The sequence below is a fragment of the Paracidovorax konjaci genome (assembly GCF_900112675.1).
Taxonomy (GTDB): Bacteria; Pseudomonadota; Gammaproteobacteria; order Burkholderiales; family Burkholderiaceae_C; genus Paracidovorax; species Paracidovorax konjaci.
Genome location: NZ_FOMQ01000022.1, coordinates 27622 through 49193, shown reverse-complemented (window position 1 = coordinate 49193; position 21572 = coordinate 27622). Strand labels below are relative to the sequence as shown.

The 21572-nt window shown below is 70.8% G+C and carries 21 protein-coding genes and 1 pseudogene; 11 read left to right on the top strand and 11 right to left on the bottom strand.

Going from position 1 to position 21572, the window contains the following annotated elements:
- Positions 1–258 (top strand): annotated as a pseudogene (locus BM144_RS21400) (methyl-accepting chemotaxis protein); the annotation flags it as partial.
- 87 nt (positions 259–345) lie between these two features.
- On the top strand, positions 346–900 hold the full coding sequence (locus BM144_RS21395) for a TspO/MBR family protein (protein WP_092957421.1): 555 nt from the start codon (positions 346–348) through the stop codon (positions 898–900).
- Positions 901–915: 15 nt separating this feature from the next.
- Here the strand turns inward: BM144_RS21395 and BM144_RS21390 are convergent, their stop codons facing one another.
- From BM144_RS21390 to argS, 6 genes are all read right to left on the bottom strand, one after another.
- Positions 916–2508 carry an RNA polymerase factor sigma-54 gene (locus BM144_RS21390; protein ID WP_092957418.1) on the bottom strand — a complete coding sequence of 531 codons (1593 nt, stop codon included), beginning with the start codon at positions 2506–2508 and terminating at the stop codon, positions 916–918.
- Complete coding sequence (lptB, locus tag BM144_RS21385; protein ID WP_092957415.1) at positions 2508–3299, bottom strand: LPS export ABC transporter ATP-binding protein; 792 nt, start codon at positions 3297–3299, stop codon at positions 2508–2510. Before lptB ends, BM144_RS21390 begins: the two co-directional genes overlap by 1 nt.
- Positions 3296–3952 (bottom strand): lipopolysaccharide transport periplasmic protein LptA, encoded by a 657-nt coding sequence (gene lptA / locus BM144_RS21380; protein WP_092957412.1) that lies wholly within the window; start codon positions 3950–3952, stop codon positions 3296–3298. Before lptA ends, lptB begins: the two co-directional genes overlap by 4 nt.
- A gap of 140 nt (positions 3953–4092) precedes the next feature.
- Positions 4093–4749, bottom strand: a complete 657-nt coding sequence (locus BM144_RS21375) for a thiol:disulfide interchange protein DsbA/DsbL (RefSeq protein ID WP_092957409.1) — start codon at positions 4747–4749, stop codon at positions 4093–4095.
- Positions 4750–4821: 72 nt separating this feature from the next.
- Entirely contained in the window at positions 4822–5472 is a 651-nt protein-coding gene (locus BM144_RS21370) for an SPOR domain-containing protein (protein WP_092957406.1), read from the bottom strand.
- 13 nt (positions 5473–5485) lie between these two features.
- A complete protein-coding gene (gene argS, locus BM144_RS21365; RefSeq protein ID WP_092957403.1) occupies positions 5486–7195 on the bottom strand; it encodes an arginine--tRNA ligase in 1710 nt (569 codons plus the stop codon).
- Between the two features lie 128 nt (positions 7196–7323).
- On the opposite strand from argS, the gene BM144_RS21360 reads away from it, so the two are divergent.
- Entirely contained in the window at positions 7324–7656 is a 333-nt protein-coding gene (locus BM144_RS21360) for a PsiF family protein (protein WP_092957400.1), read from the top strand.
- A 77-nt stretch (positions 7657–7733) separates the two neighbouring features.
- Here the strand turns inward: BM144_RS21360 and BM144_RS21355 are convergent, their stop codons facing one another.
- From BM144_RS21355 to BM144_RS21340, 4 genes are all read right to left on the bottom strand, one after another.
- Positions 7734–8189 carry a DUF2214 family protein gene (locus BM144_RS21355; protein WP_092957397.1) on the bottom strand — a complete coding sequence of 152 codons (456 nt, stop codon included), beginning with the start codon at positions 8187–8189 and terminating at the stop codon, positions 7734–7736.
- Positions 8190–8265: 76 nt separating this feature from the next.
- Positions 8266–10860 carry a glucose/quinate/shikimate family membrane-bound PQQ-dependent dehydrogenase gene (locus tag BM144_RS21350; RefSeq protein ID WP_092957427.1) on the bottom strand — a complete coding sequence of 865 codons (2595 nt, stop codon included), beginning with the start codon at positions 10858–10860 and terminating at the stop codon, positions 8266–8268.
- 206 nt (positions 10861–11066) lie between these two features.
- Positions 11067–11708, bottom strand: coding sequence for a DUF3016 domain-containing protein (locus BM144_RS21345; RefSeq protein WP_092957394.1), 642 nt, complete (start codon positions 11706–11708; stop codon positions 11067–11069).
- Positions 11705–12685: a LysR family transcriptional regulator gene (locus BM144_RS21340; protein ID WP_092957391.1), complete on the bottom strand. Its 981-nt coding sequence runs from the start codon at positions 12683–12685 to the stop codon at positions 11705–11707. The genes BM144_RS21345 and BM144_RS21340 overlap by 4 nt, the downstream gene beginning before the upstream one ends.
- 352 nt (positions 12686–13037) lie before the next feature.
- Here BM144_RS21340 and BM144_RS21335 point away from each other — a divergent pair, with 352 nt between their 5' ends.
- The 7 genes from BM144_RS21335 (at position 13038) to BM144_RS21305 (ending at position 20649) form a co-directional block, all read left to right on the top strand.
- A complete protein-coding gene (locus BM144_RS21335; protein ID WP_092957388.1) occupies positions 13038–15245 on the top strand; it encodes a malate synthase G in 2208 nt (735 codons plus the stop codon).
- A gap of 188 nt (positions 15246–15433) precedes the next feature.
- A complete protein-coding gene (locus BM144_RS21330; RefSeq protein WP_092957385.1) occupies positions 15434–17014 on the top strand; it encodes a methyl-accepting chemotaxis protein in 1581 nt (526 codons plus the stop codon).
- Between the two features lie 136 nt (positions 17015–17150).
- Positions 17151–17417 carry a cysteine-rich CWC family protein gene (locus BM144_RS21325; protein WP_092957382.1) on the top strand — a complete coding sequence of 89 codons (267 nt, stop codon included), beginning with the start codon at positions 17151–17153 and terminating at the stop codon, positions 17415–17417.
- A gap of 45 nt (positions 17418–17462) precedes the next feature.
- A complete protein-coding gene (locus BM144_RS21320) occupies positions 17463–17651 on the top strand; it encodes a 4-oxalocrotonate tautomerase (RefSeq protein ID WP_092957379.1) in 189 nt (62 codons plus the stop codon).
- 82 nt (positions 17652–17733) lie between these two features.
- Positions 17734–19206, top strand: coding sequence for a DHA2 family efflux MFS transporter permease subunit (locus BM144_RS21315; RefSeq protein WP_092957376.1), 1473 nt, complete (start codon positions 17734–17736; stop codon positions 19204–19206).
- 57 nt (positions 19207–19263) lie between these two features.
- Entirely contained in the window at positions 19264–20031 is a 768-nt protein-coding gene (locus tag BM144_RS21310) for a class II glutamine amidotransferase (RefSeq protein ID WP_092957373.1), read from the top strand.
- Between the two features lie 141 nt (positions 20032–20172).
- Positions 20173–20649, top strand: coding sequence for a cupin domain-containing protein (locus BM144_RS21305; protein WP_092957370.1), 477 nt, complete (start codon positions 20173–20175; stop codon positions 20647–20649).
- A gap of 20 nt (positions 20650–20669) precedes the next feature.
- Here the strand turns inward: BM144_RS21305 and BM144_RS23260 are convergent, their stop codons facing one another.
- Positions 20670–20834 carry a hypothetical protein gene (locus BM144_RS23260; RefSeq protein ID WP_175526101.1) on the bottom strand — a complete coding sequence of 55 codons (165 nt, stop codon included), beginning with the start codon at positions 20832–20834 and terminating at the stop codon, positions 20670–20672.
- Positions 20835–21165: 331 nt separating this feature from the next.
- Between BM144_RS23260 and BM144_RS21300 the strand changes: the two genes are divergently transcribed.
- Positions 21166–21528, top strand: coding sequence for a bacteriocin (locus BM144_RS21300; protein WP_092957367.1), 363 nt, complete (start codon positions 21166–21168; stop codon positions 21526–21528).
- Positions 21529–21572 lie beyond the last annotated feature (44 nt).

The following is a 21572-nucleotide window of genomic DNA, read 5'->3' as shown; positions in this document are numbered from 1 at the left end:
GTGGCCGAGATCAGCAACGCCAGCCAGGAGCAGAGCACCGGCATCGCCGAGATCGGCGGCGCCGTCAGCCAGATGGACCAGAGCACCCAGCAGAATGCCGCCCTCGTCGAGCAGGCCACCGCCGCCGCCCAGTCGCTGCAGCAGCAAGCCCACCAGCTCGCCGAGGCCGTCGCCGGATTCAAGCTCGACGCCCACGGCAGCGCCGGCGCCGGCAGCAGCCAACGCGGCGCCGGCCACATCCCCGCCCTGGGCCGCTGAACGCAGGCATGCGGGGCGCCGGGCCAGGCATGGCAGCGCCCACGCCGGCTCGCCTTGCCGGGCCGGCACCTCGGCGATGATGGCGGCATGACACCGCCCCCCTCTTCTTTTCCCCGCCCCGGCCCGGCCGGCCCCGTTCCGGCGCGTGCGCCCCTGGCGCCGCGCACCTGGGCCGCGCTGGCCGGCTGGCTGCTGCTGTGCTTCATCGCAGCGGGCATCGGCAGCATGGCTTCGGTGCGGGCGCCGCAGTTCTACGCGCAGCTCGTGCAGCCCACCTGGGCGCCGCCACCTGGCGTCTTCGGCCCCGTCTGGAGCGTGCTCTATGCGCTCATGGGCATCGCCGCGTGGCTGGTCTGGCGCGAACCCGCGAGCGCCGCGCGGCGGCAGGCGCTGGCGCTGTTCTGCGTGCAACTGGCGCTGAACGCGCTCTGGAGCTGGCTGTTCTTCCAGTGGCACCGGGGGGCCTGGGCGCTGGCCGACATCGCGCTGCTGGGCGCCTGCGTGGCCGCCACCTTCGTCGCGTTCCTGCGCCTGCGCACGCTGGCCGGGGCCCTGCTGCTGCCCTACCTGGCGTGGATCAGCTTCGCGGCGGCGCTCAACTACACGCTCTGGCGCAACAACCCGGGCCTGCTGGGCGGGTGACCCGCCCCCGCTCTCTCACAGGGCCTTGCGCAGGTTGGCCGGCGCGATCTTCAGCGCCTCACGGTACTTCGCGACCGTGCGGCGCGCGCATTCGATGCCCTGCTCCTTGAGCATCTCGGCGATCTGGCTGTCCGACAGCGGCTTGGCCGGGTTCTCGGCCGAGACGAACTGCTTGATGAGCGCGCGCACCGCCGTGCTGGACGCGTTCCCGCCCGTCTCCGTGCCCAGCCCCGAGCCGAAGAAATACTTCAGCTCGTAGGTGCCCTGCGGCGTGGCCATGTATTTCGCCGTGGTCACGCGGCTGATGGTGGACTCGTGCAGGCCCAGCTCGTCGGCGATGTCGCGCAGCACCAGCGGCCGCATGGCCAGCTCGCCGTGCACGAAGAAGTTCTTCTGCCGGTCCACGATGGCGCGGGACACGCGCAGGATGGTGTCGAAGCGCTGCTGGATGTTCTTGATGAACCAGCGCGCCTCCTGCAGCCGCTGCTGCAGCGCCTGGTGGCCCTCGCCGCCCCGGTTGCCGCGCAGCGCGCCCGCATAGATGTCGTGCACGCGCAGGCGCGGCATCACGTCGGGATTGAGCTGCACGGTGAAGGCGTGCGCGGTACCGCGGCCGCTGCTTTTCTTCACGATCACGTCGGGCACGATGATGTTGCGCTCGACCTGCACGAACGCGCGCCCCGGGCGAGGCTCCAGCCGCGCGATGAGCGCCATCGCCGCGCGCGTGCGCTCCTCGCCGCCGCCGCAGGCCTGCGCCAGCCGCCGCACGTCGCGCCGCGCGAGCATCTCCAGCGGCTGCTGGCAGATGCGCAGCGCCGACTGCACCACGTCGGGATCGGCCTCGCTGTCGTCGTCCCCCGCCAGCGCCCGCAGCTGCAGCGTCAGGCACTCGCCCAGGGACCGCGCGCCCACGCCCACGGGCTCCAGGCTCTGCAGCAACCGCAGCGCCACGGTGAACCGGTGGACGAGTTCCTCGACCTGCTCGGGGTCTTCTTCGCCGGCCAGCGCCACGGCCAGGGATTCCAGCGATTCGTCGAGGTAGCCGTCGTCGTTCAGCGATTCGATGAGAAAGCGCAGCGCGGCGCAATCGACTTCCGACAGCCGCAGCGACAGTGCCTGCCGGTGCAGGTAGGCGGTGAGCGATTCGTGCTCGCGTGCGAGTTCGGTGGCGTCGGTTTCCTCGCCGCCGTCCTGGTTGCGCGTGCGCGCGGGCGCATCGCCGCCCCACTCGCCGTCGTCGGGCGCCATCTCGACCGTGCCGTCGCCTTCCCAGTCCGGAGCCTCGGGCGCCTCGGGGGCTTCCGCGGCCTCGGCGGGTGCATCATTTTGCGTTGATGCCGCCGTATCCATTGAATTGTTTGCTACAGAATATGTAGCATCCTCCATCCCCCGGTCGGCATCGCTCACGGGGGTGTCGGCCAGCGCGACGCCGAATTCCTCGCGCGGCGCCTCGTCGGGGTTGCGCTCCAGGAACGGGTTTTCGTCGAGCATCTGCTCGACTTCCTGCGAGAGTTCGAGCGTGGAGAGCTGCAGCAGCCGGATCGATTGCTGGAGCTGCGGCGTGAGCGCCAGATGCTGCGAGATCCGCAGCGAGAGACCCGGCTTCATCACATGCGGAAGTGCTCGCCGAGATAGACGCGGCGCACCTCGGCGTTGTCCACGATCTCGGACGGCGTGCCCTGCGCCAGCACGCGGCCGTCGCTGATGATGAATGCGTGGTCGCAGATGCCCAGCGTCTCGCGCACGTTGTGGTCGGTGATGAGCACCCCGATGCCCCGCGCCTTCAGGAAGCCGATGATGCGCTGGATCTCGATCACCGCGATGGGGTCGATGCCGGCGAAGGGCTCGTCCAGCAGGATGAAGCGCGGCTGCGTGGCCAGCGCCCGCGCGATCTCCACGCGGCGGCGCTCGCCACCCGAGAGCGCGAGCGCGGGCGAGGCGCGCAGGTGGTCCACCCGCAGCTCCTGCAGCAGCGCGGTGAGGCGCTCTTCGATGTCGGCGCGCGCGAGCGGCCGGCCGTCCTCGCCGCGCTGCAGTTCGAGCACGGCCCGCACGTTCTCCTCGACGGAGAGCTTGCGGAAGATGGAGGCCTCCTGCGGCAGGTACGACAGCCCGAGGCGCGAGCGCCGGTGGATCGGCATGTTCGCCACCGACTGGCCGTCGATGCGGATGTCTCCGCCATCGCTGCGCACCAGCCCCACGATCATGTAGAACGAAGTGGTCTTGCCGGCGCCGTTGGGGCCCAGCAGCCCGACGACCTCGCCCTTCTGCACGACCAGGGACACGTCCTTGACCACCTTGCGGCTGCCGTAGGATTTTTCGAGCTGCAGCGCTTCCAGGCGGCTCGGCGCGCCTGCCGGCGTGGTGGCGTCGGAAAGGTTCGGGGCGGCCGTGCTCACTTCGCGCCGCCGCCCAGTTCGTTGCTGCGGCGCAGCGCCGGAGCCGTTCCCGACGGGGCGGGCGCGGCGCTGGCCGGGGCCGAGGCGGATTCCTTGGGCGAGAGCACCGCGCGCACGCGGCTGCCGGGCGCCGCCGCGGCGGCGGAACCGGCCGGAGCGGTCTTCTGGCCGTCCACGGTGAAGACGTCGGTGGTGTTGTTGTAGACGATGAGCGCGCCGGCCATCTCGTCGGTGAGCGTGGCCTCGCGGTAGCGCCGCAGTTCGGCACGGCGGATGAGGCGCACGAGGTCGGCACGGCCGTCGTACTCGATCACCTCGCCTTCGCCTTCGACGAATTCGTCCGGCATGCCCGGCGCGGTGTCGCGCTTCTGGCGGAAGAACGCGCGCTTGCCGGACTCGGCGATCATGGTGCCGTACTGAAAGCCGTCGGGGTCCTGCCGCACGTCGAGCCGCGTGCCGCGCAGCACGATCGTGCCCTTGGTCACGACCACGCGCCCGGTGAACACGCTGGTCTGCTTGAGTTCATCGTGGCGCAGGGCGTCGGCCTCGATGTTCATCGGCTTGTTGCGATCGGCCTTTTCGGCGTGCGCGGGCGCCGTGGCGAACGCCAGGGAGGCCAGCAGGAGGAGGGTGGGGAAGAGTCTGGGTCTCATAGAGGGCACGAATCTTGCAAAGATTGTAGTCCCCTGTTGCGGCGCAACAGCATCCAAAAGCAAAAGCCCGCCGAAGCGGGCCATTGGCTGGGATGCAGGCACGGGATGCGGCAAGCTCCGCACCCCGGTTGCCCGCGCGGTCAGCCCTTGCGTGCGAGGCCGGCCAAGTAGTCCACCACCTGGAGCACGTTCTGCATGTTGCCGGCCATCGTGCCGTCGGTGTAGTAGCGGCCGGCCACGCCCATTGAGGGCACGCCTTCCACGCCGTACGCTTCCTGCAGCTGGGTCGCCTTGCGCAACTGGTTGGAGACCGAGAAGGAGTTGTAGACCTCCTTGAACTTGGCCACGTCCACGCCCTGCTTGCCGACCCACTCGAAGATCAGGTCGTCTTTGTTGAGCGGCAGCTTTTCCACGTGCACGGCGCGGAACACCTTGGCGTGCACTTCCGGCAGCTTGCCCATGCCTTCGAGTGCGAAATACAGCTTCTGCTGCGGCGCGAAGCTGGAATTGAAAGCCACTGGAACGCGGCGGATCACCAGGTCCTTGGGCGCCGCCTTGATCCAGGCTTCCAGCGTGGGTTCGAAGGCGTTGCAGTGGGGGCAGCTGTACCAGAAGAACTCGATCACCTCGACCTTGCCGGCCGGTGCATCGACCGGAGCGGGCTTGGCGAGCCGGGTGTAGTCCTTGCCCTCCTTGAACTGGCGTGCCTGCGCGAAGGCGGGCGTGGCCAGCGGCAGCGTGACGGCGGAAGCGGCCACGGCAGTGGCGGCGGAGAGGGAGAACTCGCGGCGTTTCATGAAAAGGGACACTCCTGGTTACGGTTTCTGGAGGATTGGGAGCCGCGCGATGCGACAAAAGTTCAGTCCGGATCAGTGCTGGACACGGACCAGCGCCGACTCCACCCCGGCCCCGTCGAGCTTTTCCTTGAGCATTTCGGCGTCGTCGCGCTTGGTGAACGGGCCCACGCGCACGCGGAAGACCGTGCGGCCGTTCTGCTCGCGCTCGCTCACGCGGGCTTCCCATCCCAGCATGGCCAGCTTGGCCCGCTGCGCATCGGCATCGCCCTGGGTGCGGAAGGCACCGGCCTGGACGAAGTAATCGAACGGCTCGGCACCGGTCGCGGCGCGCGCGCGGGCCAGATCGCCGAGCGGATCGGCCGACGAGGCGGCCGACGCGGGCCGGCTGGCGCCGCTGCGGGGCGTGGATGCCGCCGCCACGGCGGCGGAGGCCGCGGGCGTGCTGGCCGGTGCGGGCTCCACCCCGGCGACCGCGGGCGTGGACGCCACGGGGGCGGCAGGCCTGGCGGGGTTCTTGCCGTACAACGGGGAATTGGGGTCCCAGTTCTTGTTGCGCTGGGATTCGAGGGCATCCTGGTCGGTGCCGCGCGCCCCGCCCTTGTTGAGGAACGGCACGGGCACCTTGGTCACGTAGACCGCCACGGCGAGCGCGACGCCCAGCCCCACGACGATCCCCAGGATGAAGCCGACGGCCGAACCGCCGCTTTGCTGCTTCTTGGTCATATTTGCTCGAGACTCACATTCTGGCTGGCGCCGACACGCCCAGCACGGCGAGGCCATTGTGCAATACCTGTGCCGTGGCGGCGACGAGCGCCAGGCGCGCACGCTTGACCGCCTCGTCGTCCACGAGGATGCGTTCCGCGTCGTAGTAGCTGTGGTAGCTCGCGGCCAGGTCGCGCAGGTAGAAAGTCACGTCGTGCGGGGCTTCGCCGTCGGCCGCAGCAGTGAGCATCTCGGGGTATTTGGCCAGTTGCAGCATGAGGGCCTGCGCCTGCGGGCCTTCCAGCGCCGACAGATCGGTGCCCTGGAGCGATGCCACGTCGCCGCCGCCCTGCTCCTGCCAGGCACGCAGCACCGAGCAGATGCGCGCATGCGCGTACTGCACGTAATAGACCGGGTTGTCGTTGTTCTGCGCCACGGCCAGATCGACGTCGAAGGTGTATTCGGTGTCGGGCTTGCGGCTGAGCAGGAAGAAGCGCACCGCGTCCTTGCTGGTCCACTCGATCAGGTCGCGCAGCGTGACGTAGCTGCCCGCGCGCTTGCTGATCTTCACCTCTTCGCCGCCCTTGACCACGCGCACCATGGTGTGGAGCACGTAGTCGGGGTAGCCCTGGGGGATGCCCACGCCCACGGCCTGCAGGCCGGCGCGCACGCGCGCGATGGTGCCGTGGTGGTCGGTGCCCTGGATGTTCACCACCTTGGCGAAGCCGCGCTCCCACTTGGCGATGTGGTAGGCCACGTCGGGCACGAAGTACGTGTACGTGCCGTCCTTCTTGCGCATGACGCGGTCCTTGTCGTCGCCATAGTCGGTGGACTTCAGCCACAGCGCACCGTCCTGCTCGTAGGTGTGGCCGTTCGCGACGAGGCGCTGGACCGTGTTCTCGACGCGCCCGGAGGTGTAGAGGCTCGACTCCAGGTAGTACTGGTCGAAGTGCAGGTTGAAGGCCTGCAGGTCCTTGTCCTGCTCGTTGCGCAGGTAAGCCACGGCGAACTGGCGGATGTTGCCTTCGTCGTCCACGTCGCCGTTGGCGGTGAACTCGCGGTCGTCGGCCTTGACCGTCTTCCGGGCCAGGAAGTCGTCCGCGATGTCCTGGATGTAGTCGCCGTTGTAGAACGCCTTGCTGGCGGGGTTCTCGGGATCAGTGGGCCAGCAGTCGTCACCCGGCTTGAAGCCCTTGGCGCGCAACTGCGTGCTCTTGGTCAGGGTCTCGATCTGCACGCCCGCGTCGTTGTAATAGAACTCGCGGTGCACGCCCCAGCCCTGCGTGGCGAAGAGGTTGCAGATGGCGTCGCCCAGCGCGGCCTGGCGGCCGTGGCCCACATGCAGCGGACCGGTGGGGTTGGCCGAGACGAATTCCACCAGCACGCGCCGGCCGTTGTCCTTCTGGTATCCGAACCGCTCGCCGGCGGCCAGCACCTCGCGCACGATTTCCTGCTTGGCAGCGGGCTTCAGGCGGATGTTGAGGAACCCGGGGCCGGCGATCTCGATGGCATCGACCCAGCGCGCGAAAGCCGGCGAAGCTTCCAGCGCCGCCTTGAGCTGTTCGCCCAGGGCCCGGGGATTGAGCTTGAGCGGCTTGGCCAGCTGCATGGCGGCGGTGCAGGCGAAATCGCCATGCGCGGCCACCTTGGGCGATTCAAAAGCGGCGCGCCCGGCAGAGCCGGGCGAGAGTTTTTCCAGCTCGCCGGCCAGCGCCGCGAGCAATTCCTGTTTGACGGAGAGCATCCGCGGATTCTACGGGTGGGCCCGTCATCCGCCCGGCGCCGGCCGGCGTTAAGCTGGACAGCCCCGTTCGCCGCCGTCGGCGCCGGGGCGGTTTCCCTGGAACATCCCACCCCCTGCAGGAGCATTACATGAAGAAACCACTGCTTTCGATGCTGGCCGCGGCCAGCCTGGCCTTCTCCTTCGCGGCCCACGCCGCCGACGCCCCCGCCGCGGCCGCCTCGGCGCCCGCCAAGGCACCCACCGCGCAACAGAGCAAGATGGCCACGTGCAATGCCGAGGCCAAGGACAAGAAGGGCGACGAGCGCAAGGCCTTCATGAAGACCTGCCTCTCGGCCAAGAAGGAAACCACCCAGCAGGACAAGATGAAGACCTGCAACGCGGACGCCAAGACCAAGGCACTCAAGGGCGACGAGCGCAAGGCGTTCATGAAGGAATGCCTGGCCAACAAGCCTGCCGCCTGACCCCCGGAGGCCCCCGCCTCACCGGAGACACCCCGCGACGCCGCAAGGCCCGCGGGGTTTTTGCATGGGGTCGCCGCTCAGCGCGTCCAGACGCCGCGCGCGAGCAGCGTGGCGGCCAGGGGAATCAGCGCCAGCAGGTGCGCCTCGACCATGACGATGCGGCGCGTGCTGCGGATCTCGGCCTCGCCCGGCAGCGCACCGGTGGCCCGCAGCGCCCGGCGCCAGCGCAGGAAGCGCAGCGTGGGCGCGATGGACATCAGCCCGATCACCACGAAGAGCGTCACTTTCAGGTGCAGCAGCGGCTGGGACCAGTACCAGGCCCCGCCCTTCATGCCCCAGGCCGTGCGGGCCAGCCCCGTGCCGAGCACGAGTAGCGCGGAGATCCCGTAGATCAGGTCCACGCGCGCCAGGCGCTCAACCACGGCAGCATTCATCCATTCCTTGCGGCACAGGGCGGCCTCGCTCGCGAGGAACACGGCCATCGTGAGGATGGCCAGGAAATGGGCATAGGCCAGCAGGGCTTCGGTGGTCACGCGGCGTCCTTTTCAAACGGGGGGTGGCGCATCGTACCGCCGCCCCCGCGGCGCCCCCGGAGGTGCGCCGGCCGCGCTATTTCTGCGCCGGCACCGCGTAGGCGCGCACGCTGTCGCCCGGCTTGGTGCCGGTGGAGCCGTGCCCGCCCGCCACGACCACCACGTACTGCCGGCCGTCCTCGCCGGTGTAGCTCATCGGGGTGGCCTGGCCGCCCGCGGGCAGGCGGTCCTGCCAGAGCATGCGGCCGTCGGCGAGGTCGTAGGCGCGCACATAGTTGTCGAGCGCGCCCGAGTAGAACGCCACCCCGCCGCCCGTGAGCATCGGCCCGCCGATGCCCGGAACCCCCATGCGGAAGGGCAGCGGCAGCGGCGAGAGATCGCGCACCGTGCCGTTGCGGTGCTTCCATGCGACCTCGCCGGTGCGCAGGTCCACGCCCGCCACGTAGCCCCAGGGCGGCGCCTGGCAGGGCAGGCCGACGGGCGACATGAACGGCTTCATCGAGGCGGCGAACGGTGCGCCGAAGTTCTCGTTCAGGGCCGGCAGGCTGCCCTTGGGCGGGCCGCCCTCCTGCACCATCAGGCTGGTGTCGTCCTTGCGCGGCACGAGCTTCGATACGAACGCGAGGTAGGTGGGCGTGGTGAAGGCGACCTGGCGTTGCGGATCGACGGCGATTCCGCCCCAGTTGAAGACGCCGAAGTTGCCCGGGTAGACGATGGAGCCCTGCTCCGAGGGCGGCGTGAAGCGGCCTTCGTAGCGCAGGCGGTGGAAGGCGATGCGGCAGGCGAGCTGGTCGAACATCGTTCCGCCCCACATGTCGCGCTCGCGCAGCGGCGGCGGATCGAACGACAGGGCCGACTTCGGCTGCGTGGGCGCCGTGCGGTCGCCCCGGGCCGCGCCTTGCGGCGCCGGGTGCTCCTGCACCGGCAGCACGGGCGTGCCGGTGCGCCGGTCGAGCACGAAGAGTTCGCCCTGCTTGGTGGGCTGCACCAGCGCCGGCACGGTCTGGCCGCCGACCTGCAGGTCGATGAGCGTCGGCTGCGAGGGCACGTCGTAGTCCCACAGGTCGTGGTGCACGGTCTGGAAGTGCCAGCGCACGCGGCCGCTGTCCAGGTCCAGCGCGACGACGGAGGACGAATAGCGCTCCACCGCCGGGCTGCGGTTGCCGCCCCACTGGTCGGGCGGCTGGTTGCCCATGGGCACGTAGACCATGCCCAGCGCCTCGTCCACGCTGGAGATGGACCAGCTGTTGGGCGAGTTGGGCATGTAGGTGCGGCCGGGCGGCAACGGGGCCGTGTCGTCGGGGTTGCCGGAATCCCAATTCCACACCAGCGCGCCGGTGTCGATGTCGAACGCGCGGATCACGCCCGACTGCTCCTTGACCGAGGCGTTGTCCAGCACCGTGCCGCCGACGATCACCAGGCGCTGCGTGACGACCACGGGCGAGGTGGAGTAGTAGGCGCCCGGGCGCAGGTTGGGCATGCGCTGCCAGAGATCGATCTGGCCCGTGCCGCCGCCGAAATTGGTGCAGACCGCGCCGCTGTCCGGGTTGAGGGCGATCACGCGGCCGTCGGCCGTGGGCATGAAGAGCTTGGCGCGGCAGGCCGGGTCCTTGGGGCCGCGCTGCGCGGCGATGGGCGGCTGGCGCTGGGCGGCCGCCTGTTCGGCGGGCGCGGCGGGCTGCGTGGTGGTGGGCGATGCGTGCTGCGCGGGCTCGGCGCGCTCGCCCCCCGCGGCGATGCCGGCCACGGCGCCCAGGGCCGCGGGCGACGCATCGGCCACGGGGTCGCGCGGCGGCTGGTACGAGAGCCCGCGGCAGGTCAGGTGCTGCAGCGCGAGCTTGTTCTCGATCTCGGGGTCGTAGCGCCAGAGCTGCTTGCCCGTCGTGGCATCGAGCGCGATCACCGACTGGTGCGGTGTGCAGAGGAAGAGGCGGTTGCCGATCTTGAGCGGCGTGACCTCGTAGGTGGTTTCCTCGGGGTCGCCGTCCTTGCCGCGCAGGTCGCCCGTGCGGTATTCCCAGGCCATCTGCAGTTGCGATGCATTGGCCGGCGTGATCTGCGCCAGCGGCGAGAAACGCTGCCCGTAGCCGGTGCGGCCATAGGCATGCCACTCCCCATCGGGCAGGCTGGGCGCGGCCTGCGCGGCGCCGGCCACGGGCTCGGTGCCCAGGCGGCCGGCCAGTTCGTGCGGCGCCGTGAACCACGAGGCCACCGCCACGGCGGCCGAGACCAGCAGCGCCAGCCCCAGCGCCACGCGCGGCATGCGCAGACGGGTGGCGGCCACGGTCATGGCGGGTGCGGCAGGGGAGGCGGGCAGGGAAGCCGTGCCCGCCACGGGCGCCACGGCGCCGCGCAGCAGCGAGCGGCGCATCCAGGGCGTGGCGAGCCAGAAGCCCAGCACGAACAGCACATCCAGGCGCGCGGCGAGCGGCCACCAGTCCACGCCGATCTCCCAGACCGCCCAGGCGGTGGAGCCCAGCAGCAGCGCGGCATACAGCCACAGGGCCGCCGCGGACCGGCGCGCGAGCAGCACGCCGGTGGCCAGCAGCGCGAGCCCGGCGACGAGGTAGTAGGGGCTGCCGCCCAGGGAGACGAGCCACCCGCCGGCAGCCGCGACGGCGACCCCCAGGATGCCGAAGAGAGCGCCGGTGGCGCGTGCGAGGCCTGCCATGTTGTTGTCCTTTGTGTCCATGCCCCAGCCGGCCATCGGCGCGGCGCTGCAGCGGGGATGGAAAAGGGGAACCGGCCGAAAGCAGTGAATCTAGGCCTGCGGGCAGGCGGCACCCCGTCGGCACGCCGCCTGCGCGGCTGTGGGCCGCCACCTACACAGGATGTCCCGACAGGCTCGCAGGCCCTCGGGACACGGGGCAACCGCGCTCAGCGCCCGCCGAATTCCCGCCGCACCCAGTCGTCGAGCAGGTTTTTCTCGTAGCGCAGCGGGTCGTTGGCGCCGCGGGCGCCGCGCTCCATGAAGGCGGGGTCGCGCAGGGTGCGCCGGCCCGACTGCAGCACGGTGCCGTCGGCGCCCAGGCGCTTGAATTCGAGGTCGATGCGCGGCGGGTACACGTCGCGCACGATGCGCACCTGCCCGGCCTGCGCGCCGCGCGCCGGCTCGAAGCCGCCCGCGCGCTGCACGTCGGTGATGCGCACCTCCAGGCGCTGGCCTTCGGGCAGCGCGGCGGCGGCGCCCTCGGACAAATGCAGGCAGAGCGCGTTCACCCAGGCCCGGCGTGCGCGCGGGCTCTCCGGCGCGCCCTGGCGGGCGTCGCTGAAGCGGGCGGGGTCGTCGTAGGTCACGCTGACGATGCCGGCCGGCGGCGGGTTCGCCGCCCGGCCTGCGCCCGGGGGTGGCACGGGCGCTCCGCCGCCCGGCGCCGGGGTGGCGCCGGCCACCTCGGGCGCGGGCGGGCGGGGCTGCGGCGCCCCCGCGCAGCCGGCCAGGGCGGCGGCCAGCGCCAGCACGGCAGCGGCAGCGGCCGCACGGCGGAAGGGATGCGGGGCGGGCGGGAGAGGCGTCATGGCAGGGGTCCTTGCGGGGCGGGCAGTGCAGAAAGGGCGTCGTGCGTGGCGCGGCGCCAGAAGGCCGGCTGCGCGTAGTGGTGCTTGAGGTAGTCGATCCAGAGGCGCACGCGCAGCGGCAGGTGCCGCGCATGGGGAAAGACCACGTAGATGCCGTTGGGCGGCGCGGCGAAATCCTCCAGCACGGCCACGAGGCGGCCGGCCGCGATCTCGGACTCCACCTCCCAGGTGCTGCGCCAGGCGATGCCCCAGCCGCCCAGGCACCAGTCGTGCAGCACCTGGCCGTCGGAGCAGTCGAGCGGGCCGGCAGGCTTGAAGTGCGCCACTTCGCCGGGCGCGCCGTCGCCGTCGGCCGCGGGCATGCGGAACGCCCAGCCGCGCGTCTGCGAGGCGTCGCTCGACAGGGTCAGGCAGGCGTGGCGCGCCAGGTCGGAGGGGTGGCGCGGCGTGCCGTGGCGCTCCAGGTAGGCCGGCGTGGCCACGCAGAGCCGGCGGTTGTCGGCGATGCGCACGCTCACGAGCGAGGAATCCGGCAGGTCGCCCACGCGCACCGCGCAGTCGAAGCCTTCGCCGGCCAGGTCCACCACGCGGTCGCTGAGGTTGAGCGAAATGCTCACGTCGGGGTGCAGGTCGCGAAACAGCGGCACCAGCGGCGCGACGTGCCGCCGCCCGAAGCCCGCGGGCGCGGTGATGCGCAGGTGCCCCGTGGCGCGCGCGCCGCCCACCGAGACGCTCGCCTCGGCCTCGGCCACGTCGGCCAGCAGGCGCTGACAGTCCTCCAGGAAGGCGCTGCCCTCGTGCGTGAGGCTGATGCGCCGCGTGGTGCGCACCATGAGCTTCACGCCCAGGTGCTCCTCCAGCGCATCGAGCCGCCGCCCCATGATGGCCGGCGCCACGCCCTCGGCCCGCGCCGCGGCCGTGAGGCTGCCGCGCGTCGCGACCGACACGAACGACTCGAAGGCCTTGAGCTTGTCCATGGCCGGCGATTATGGGCAGGGATGTAACGCATGGCCGTCCCGCGCGCCGGGACGCGCCAAAACAGTTCCCTGCCCGATCGCCTCCATGCCGCCGATTCCATTGATTTGTTTGCTATTTATTTGATAGCAAACGAACGGACACCGTTGTTGCATGCACCCGCCACCGGCGGCACGTGGACCGATTCATGCAAAAAAGTCACTGGTTCTGAGCTTTGCGCGCTGTTTATGCGGATAAACAATTCAAATACAGTGGCTCCACGGTCGCTTGCCTGCCCTGCCTCGGCCCGTGGCCGGCGGCGCCCCTCGCCCTTTTCTCCTCCGTTCCGTTCAACCACCGACCCTGCCGCACACCATGACCGACCGCACCACCGTCCACGGCCTGCAAGTGGCCTCCTCCCTGCACCGATTCATCGAAGACCGCGTGCTGCCCGGCACGGGCGTCGATGCCGCCGCGTTCTGGTCCGGCTTCGACGCCCTGGTGGCCGAGCTGGCCCCCAGGAACATCGCCCTGCTGGCCGAGCGCGACCGCCTGCAAAAGGAGCTGGACACCTGGCACCAGGCCCACCCGGGCCCCATCGCCGACATGGCCGGCTACCGCGGCTTCCTGGAGCAGATCGGCTACCTGGTGCCCCAACCCGGCGCCGTGCAGGCCACCACCGCCAACGTGGACGACGAACTGGCGCTGCAGGCCGGCCCGCAGCTCGTGGTGCCGATCCTGAACGCACGCTACGCGCTCAACGCCGCCAACGCGCGCTGGGGCTCCCTCTACGACGCGCTCTACGGCACCGACGCCATCCCCGAGGACGGCGGCGCCGAGAAGGGCCAGGGCTACAACCCCGTGCGCGGCGCCAAGGTGATCGCGTTCGCGCGCAACGTGCTGGACACCAGCGCCCCGCTCGCGGCCGGCTCGCACAAGGACGCTGCGGCCTACCGCGTCGAAGGCGGCCAGCTCGCCGTGGCGCTGGAGGACGGCTCCACCACGGGCCTGAAGGACCCCGCACAGTTCGTGGGCTACCAGGGCGATGCCGCGGCGCCGTCCTCGGTGCTGCTGCGCCACAACGGCCTGCACCTGGACATCCGCATCGACCGCGGCACGCCCATCGGCAAGACCGACCCGGCCGGCGTGAGCGACCTGGTGCTGGAGGCCGCGCTCTCCACCATCCTCGACCTGGAGGATTCGGTGGCCGCGGTGGACGCCGACGACAAGGTGGCCGGCTACGCCAACTGGCTCGGCATCCTGCAGGGCACGCTCACCGAAACCTTCCAGAAGGGCGGCAAGGCCCTCACGCGCGGGCTCAATCCCGACCGCCTCTACACCGCGCCGGATGGCCGCGGCGAAGTGCGCCTGCACGGCCGCTCGCTCATGTTCCTGCGCAACGTGGGCCACCTGATGACCAACCCGGCCATCCTCTGGACCGATGCCCAGGGCGCGCAGCGCGAGATCCCCGAAGGCATCCTGGATGCCGTGGTCACCACCGCCATCGCGCTGCGCGACCTGCAGGGCCAGGGCAAGGACGGCGTGCGCAACTCGCGCAAGGGCAGCGTCTACATCGTCAAGCCGAAGATGCACGGCCCCGCGGAAGTCGCCTTCGCGAGCGAACTCTTCGGCCGCGTGGAGCGGCTGCTGGGCCTGCCCGAGAACACCGTCAAGCTGGGCATCATGGACGAGGAGCGCCGCACGAGCGTGAACCTGAAGGCCTGCATCGCCGCCGCCAGCGCGCGCGTGGCCTTCATCAACACCGGCTTCCTGGACCGCACGGGCGACGAGATGCACACCGCCATGCGCGCCGGCCCGATGGTGCGCAAGGGCGACATGAAGACCAGCGCCTGGATCCAGGCCTACGAAAAGAACAACGTGCTCGTGGGCCTGGCCTGCGGGCTGCGCGGCCGCGCGCAGATCGGCAAGGGCATGTGGGCCATGCCCGACCTGATGAAGGCCATGCTGGAGCAGAAGATCGCCCACCCCAAGGCCGGCGCCAACACCGCCTGGGTGCCCAGCCCCACGGCCGCCACGCTGCACGCGCTGCACTACCACCAGGTCAACGTGGCCGACGTGCAGAAGGCGCTCGAACGGCAGGATGCCGCCGCCGAGCGCGACACGCTGCTCACGGGCCTGCTCACCGTGCCCGTGGCCGCCGACCCGCAGTGGTCCGATGCCGAGAAGCAGCAGGAGCTGGACAACAACGCCCAGGGCATCCTGGGCTACGTGGTGCGCTGGGTCGATCAGGGCGTGGGCTGCTCCAAGGTGCCCGACATCCACGACGTGGGCCTGATGGAAGACCGGGCCACGCTGCGCATCAGCAGCCAGCACATCGCCAACTGGCTGCTGCACGGCGTGGTGACCGAGGCCCAGGTGAAGGAGACCTTCGAGCGCATGGCCGCGGTGGTGGACCAGCAGAACGCCGGCGACGCGCTCTACCAGCCGATGGCCGGCCGCTTCGCCGCATCGCCGGCGTACCAGGCGGCCTGCGACCTCGTCTTCAAGGGCGTGGAGCAGCCGAGCGGCTACACCGAGCCGCTGCTGCACGCCTGGCGGCTGAAGGTGAAGTCCGCGGCCTGACGCGCGCCCTTTGCTCGGCGAAAGCGGCTCCTGCGGGGGCCGCTTTTTTGTGCGGCGCACCATTCACCGTCGCGCACAATCCACACATGGCAATCAGGGAAAACCCTTGAAATTGCAATGATTTGGATCAAGAAATGGCAAACTCGGCCGTTACAGAGGGGACCACCCCTCACCTCCGAGTCCGCCCCATGCATCCCCCCCTGCAAAATCTTTCGATCGGCACGCGTCTGGCCCTGGCCTTCGCCGCCCTCATCCTGCTCACTGTCACCATCCTCGCCGTCGGCATCTGGCGGCTGCAGTCGGTCGCCACCGAGACCGACGCCATGATGGCCCGGCCCCTCACCAAGGAGCGGCTCGTCTCGGACTGGTACCGCACCATCCACACCAGCGTGCGCCGCACCACGGCGGTGGCCAAGAGCGCCGACCCGTCGCTCGCCGCCTTCTTCGCCGACGAGAACACGCAGGCGTCCCGCATGTCCTCCGAGCAGCAGAAGCAGCTCGAATCGCTGCTGGAGACGCCCGAGGAGAAGGCGCTCTTCGCCACGCTCTCGCAGGCCCGCCAGCAGTACATCGCCGCGCGCGACGCGGTCAGCAAGGCGAAAGCCGAAGGCCGCGCCGAGGACGCCGAGCGCATCTTCAACCAGGATTTCCGTACCGCCGGCGTGCGCTACCTCGACAGCCTGCAGGCCCTGCTGGACCAGCAGCGCTCCAGCATCAACGCCACGGCCGAAGCGATCCGCGCCGACTATGCGCGCGGCCGCACGCAGATGGTGGTGCTGGGCGTGCTGGCGGTGCTCACCGCCGTGGCGCTGGCCGTGCTGATCACGCGCGGCATCACCCGGCCGCTCGCGCGCGCCGTGCAGGTGGCGGAGACCGTGGCCGCGGGCGACCTCACGCACCGCGTGGGCCCTACGCCCGGCGACGAAACCGGTCAGCTGCTGCGCGCGCTCGATGCCATGGGCGAGCAGTTGCGCACCACGGTGGGCCAGGTGCGCCACGGTGCGGAGAGCATCGCCTCCGCGTCCAGCGAGATCGCGAGCGGCAACCTCGACCTCTCCAGCCGCACCGAGGAGCAGGCGAGCGCCCTGCAGCAGACGGCCGCATCGATGGAGCAGATGACCTCCACCGTGCGCCAGAACGCCGACAACGCGCGCCAGGCCCACCAGCTCGCGCAGGCCGCCTCGGGCATGGCCCTGCGCGGCGGCGAGGTGGTCGGCAACGTGGTGGAAACGATGGGCGGCATCCACGCCTCCTCGCGCAAGATCGTGGACATCATCGGCGTCATCGACTCCATCGCCTTCCAGACCAACATCCTCGCGCTCAACGCCGCCGTCGAGGCCGCCCGTGCCGGCGAGCAGGGCCGGGGCTTCGCCGTCGTCGCCGCCGAAGTGCGCACCCTCGCACAGCGCTCCGCCTCCGCCGCCAAGGAAATCAAGGGCCTCATCGACGACTCGGTGCACCGCGTGGACGCCGGCAACCGCCTCGTGGAAGAGGCCGGCTCGGTGATCCGCGAGGTGGTCGAGGGCGTACGCCGCGTGACCGACATCGTGGGCGAGATCAGCGCCGCGAGCCAGGAGCAGACCACCGGGCTGGAGCAGGTGAACCAGGCCGTCTCGCAGATGGACCTCGTCACCCAGCAGAACGCCGCGCTGGTCGAGGAAGCCGCCGCCGCCACCGGCTCGCTGGAAGCCCAGGCTGCCCAGCTCGTGCGCGCCGTGGCGGTGTTCCAGCTCCAGTCCGGCGCCAGCACCCGTGCCCTGCCGGCCTGATCGTTTGCTACATTATTAATAGCAAACTATTGAATGGATCCGGCGGCATGAAGGTCTTTTGACTCCCAAACAGGCCCCATGGGGCTGCTGGCGCCTACACTGGCCAGCCCGCGCACCCGCAGCCTGCCGGCCTCCCATGCAAGACACCTCCCCGCCCGCACGGGCGCCCGCCACACCCACGCCCGACCCGGCGGCGCGCTGCCCCGTCTGCGGCCGCGCCAACACCTGCGCCATGGCGGCGGGCCTGCCGCCCCGGGACTGCTGGTGCATGGACGTGCAGGTGCCGCCGCAGGCGCTCGCGCGCATCCCGCCCGGGCAGCGCGACCGTGCATGCCTGTGCCCGGCCTGCGCGGCGGGCCTGCCGCCGCCCCGGGCCTCGCGGCCGGGTTCCGCGCCGATATGATGGCCGCTTCCCTCCCATTCCCCAGCCGCTGAAGGACCCCGATCCATGCCCACGTACCACATCGAAATGATGGAAGGCCGCACCGTCGAGCAGAAGAAGAAGCTCGTGGAAGAAATCACCCGCGTCTCCGTCGAGATCCTCGGCGGCTCGCCCGAATCCGTGGACATCCTCATCACCGACGTGAAGCGCGAGAACTGGGCCACGGGCGGCAAGCTCTGGTCGGAACGCACCTGAGCGCCCGCCGGCCGGTCCGGCCCGGGGCCGCGCCCCGCTCCCCGCATTTCCCTTCCGCACCAGCACCCGCACTCCCCCCGCGATGAGCACACCCCCCGCCGCGCCCGGTCCCGGCTCCGCAGCCCTGCTGCGCGAGCGCTACGGCGAGCGCTACCGGTGGCTGCTGCTGCTCTCCGTGATGGTCGGCACGATGGCGTCGATCATGTCGTCCACCATCGTGAACGTGGCCATCCCCGACATGAGCCACCACTTCACGCTCGGGCAGGAGCGCGCGCAGTGGGTGACCTCGGGCTTCATGGTGGCCACCACCGTGGCCATGCTCACCACGCCCTGGCTGCTCGCGCGCTACGGCTACCGCGCCACCTACGTGGGCGCCATGGTGCTGCTGCTGGCCGGCGGCATCGGTGGCGGCCTGGCGAGCCACTACGGCCTCGTGCTGGCCGCGCGCGTCGTCGAGGGCCTGGCGGCCGGCGTGGTGCAGCCCATCCCGGCCGTCATCATCCTGCACGCCTTCCAGCCCCACGAACAGGGCCGCGCGAGCGGCATCTTCGGCATGGGCGTGGTGCTGGCTCCGGCCATCGGGCCCAGCGTGGGCGGCCTGCTGGTGGACTGGTTCGGCTGGCGCTCGATCTTCTTCATGGTGGTGCCGTTCTGCATCGCCTCCATCGCCCTCGCCTACCGCTACGTGCCCGTGAGCAGCCCCGGCGGCGTGGCGGCGGACCGCGCGGGTGCCTCGCTCGACTGGGTGGGGCTGCTGCTCGGCGCAGTGGGCACGCTCTGCCTGCTGAACGGCCTGGTGTCGCTGCACAGCGGCCCGGCGCTGGAATCGGGCCTGCTGCTGCTGGCCGCGCTGGCGTCGCTGGCCGCCTTCATCGCCTGGGAGCGGCGGCTGATCGCGCGCGGCGCGCGCCCGCTCATGGACCTGCGCCTCTTCGAAGTGCGGCAGTTCGCGATGGGCAGCGTGGTCGCGTTCATCTACGGCACCGCGCTCTTCGGCTCCACCTACCTGCTGCCCGTGTTCATGCAGTTGGGCCTGCAGCTTTCGGCATCGCACGTGGGCACGCTCATGCTGCCGGCCGGCCTCGTGCTCGCGGCCACCATCCCCATCGTCGGGCGCATGGCCGACCGGCAGCCCACGCACGTGCTGGTGGGCACCGGGCTCGCGCTGCTCGCGCTCTCGTTCGGGCTGATGGTGTTCGTGGGCCTGCACACGGCGCTCTGGCTGCTGGTGGCCTTCGCGGTCCTGGGGCGCATCGGCCTGGGTTTCATCCTGCCCTCGCTCAACCTCGGCGCCATGCGGCCGCTGGACAAATCGCTCATCTCGCAGGGATCGAGCGCCATCAGCTTCGTGCGCATGCTAGGCGGCGCGGCCGGCGTGAGCCTGTGCGGCATCGTGCTGGAGTGGCGCATCGCCGCGCATGGCGACTCGCTGCAGAACGCCGCCAGCAGCCCGGCGCGCATCGCGGCCTTCGGCGACACCTTCCTGCTGCTCACGGGCCTGTGCCTGCTGGCGCTCGTGGCCGCGTGGCAGCTGCGCGCGCCGCGCCGCGCCTGACTGACGGCGCCGTCCTCTTCCCTCTCCCTTTTTTCTTCTCAGCCCCCTTCGTCCACCATGTGCCAGTTGCTCGGAATGAATGCCAACACGCCCACGGACGTGACCTTCAGCTTCACGGGCTTCGCGCAGCGCGGCGGCCGCACGGGCGACCATTCCGACGGCTGGGGCATCGCGTTCTTCGAGGACCGCGGGCTGCGCCATTTCGTGGACCACGAACGCGCCGTCGATTCGCCCGTGGCCGAGCTGATCCGCCGCTACCCGATCCGCAGCCGCAACGTCATCGCCCACATCCGCAAGGCCACGCAGGGCAGCGTGGCGCTGCAGAACTGCCACCCGTTCGTGCGCGAACTCTGGGGCCGCTACTGGGTGTTCGCGCACAACGGCGACCTGAAGGACTTCCGCTCGCGCCTGCACGCGCATTTCCATCCCGTGGGCACCACCGACAGCGAACATGCGTTCTGCTGGATCATGCAGGAGCTGTCCAAGTCCCACGCGGCGGTGCCCAGCGTCGAGGAACTCACCCTCACGCTGCGCGAACTGGCCGCGCACATCGCGCCGCACGGCACGTTCAACTTCCTGCTCTCCAACGGGCAGGCGCTCTGGGCGCACGCCTCCACCCACCTCTACTACATCGAGCGCCGCCATCCGTTCTCGCAGGCGCGCCTGTGCGACGAGGATCTGCGCATCGACTTCTCGGCGCACACCACGCCGCAGGACAAGGTCGCCGTCGTCGTGACCGCGCCGCTCACGAGCGACGAGACCTGGACGCCCTTCCGCAGCGGCGAACTCAAGGTGTTCGTGGACGGCGCCTGCAGCCCGGCCTGAGGCGAGGCCCGCTTCCATCGCGTTCTGCCGGCAGTGCACACCTGCCGGGGCGCCCCTGCAACTTCATCGCGCCTGGCAGGCACCCACGCGGGCAGCCCGGGCGCCGCCCGGAGCGCGGCAATAAACCATTCCACGCGATCGATGACACACGGCAAGACAACCCACCCTCCCCGCATCCGCACACTCTTTCTCTCGCTGGCCCTCGCAGGGGCGGCATGCGCCACGGCCGGTGCGGCAATGGCCGAGGAAGCCGCCCGCATTCCTGCCATCAAGCTCTACAACACGCCGGACCACCAGGCCGCTTTCGTGCGCGGCACCATTCCCGCCCTCCGCAAGGTCCCGAGCCAGGAGTTCTGGCTGAGCAACTCGGTCGAGCCCTGGGAGCAGAGCACGCACCCGGCGCCGCGCCGGCAGTACGTGGTCACCTTGCAGGGTGAACTGGAGTTCAGGGTCAGCGACGGCTCCACCTTCAGGCTCGCGCCCGGCACCGTGCTGCTGGCGGAAGACACCCAGGGCGCGGGCCACAGCTGGAAGATGCTGCCGCCGGCCACCGAATGGGTGCGTGCCTACATCCCCATGGTCCCCGGCAGCAGCGACGGGTTCGAGCCGTCGCGCTGACCGCTGGCCGGCGCTCCGGCTCAGCCCAGCGGCTTCCAGACAGGGGGCTCGGGCTCGGGGTAGCACGGGGCCTGCGCGCCGGGGCGCAGCATGGCCTCGCGCTGCTTGCGCCGCTTGAGATCGCGCGGTTTGGCGGCCACCCGTCCAGAAGCGAGATCGGGCCAGTGGCGGTGGGACTTGGACATGGGCACCTCTTTGCGAATGGCTGCGTTGACCCCCATTGAGGCACCGCATGCCCTCCCCCGCCCGTCGGACGGGGGCGCATCACGCCACCCGATGGCGCCCACAGCCGCGCTCCGGCGGCGAGGGCATGGAGGTCCGGCGCAGCGGCCGATCTGCGGCGACCCGGGCGCCTTGATGTAAGTCAAGACGCATCCGGCATGTAGGCCGGGAACCGGGCGTCGGCTGACACGCCCACGGTCCGAAAGACGGCGCGGGCCGCCCGGCCCGGGCGATACAACGGACGCAGCGGGCCCCTCGGCACGCACAACCCACCCCTTCCGAAGGAGAAAAGCCATGCAACCCAACACCACCCCCGCGCCCCACGGCATCCGCACCGAAGAAGACGGTGTCGAACACGTCCCCGGCTACGGCGTTCCTTCGCAGGACCCGCGGCCTGCGGCACAGATCCAGCTCGCACCGGAGGAAGCGGAACGCGAATCCCAGTCCGTGCTCATGGGCGGCGGCGTCATGGCCGGAGCGGCCACGGGCGCCGCGGTCGGCGTGGCCGTGGCAGGCCCGATCGGCGTGGTGGTCGGCGGCGCCGTGGGCGGAGTGGCCGGCGCGCTGGGCGGAGCGGCCGCCGGCAAGGCGATGGGTTCGGACGACGCCGCACCGGACGCACCCCATGGCAGCGACAGGAATGACCGCACGCGATAGCCCCCTCCAGCCTGCGACCCACGCTTGCGCTTCAGGCGGCGCGC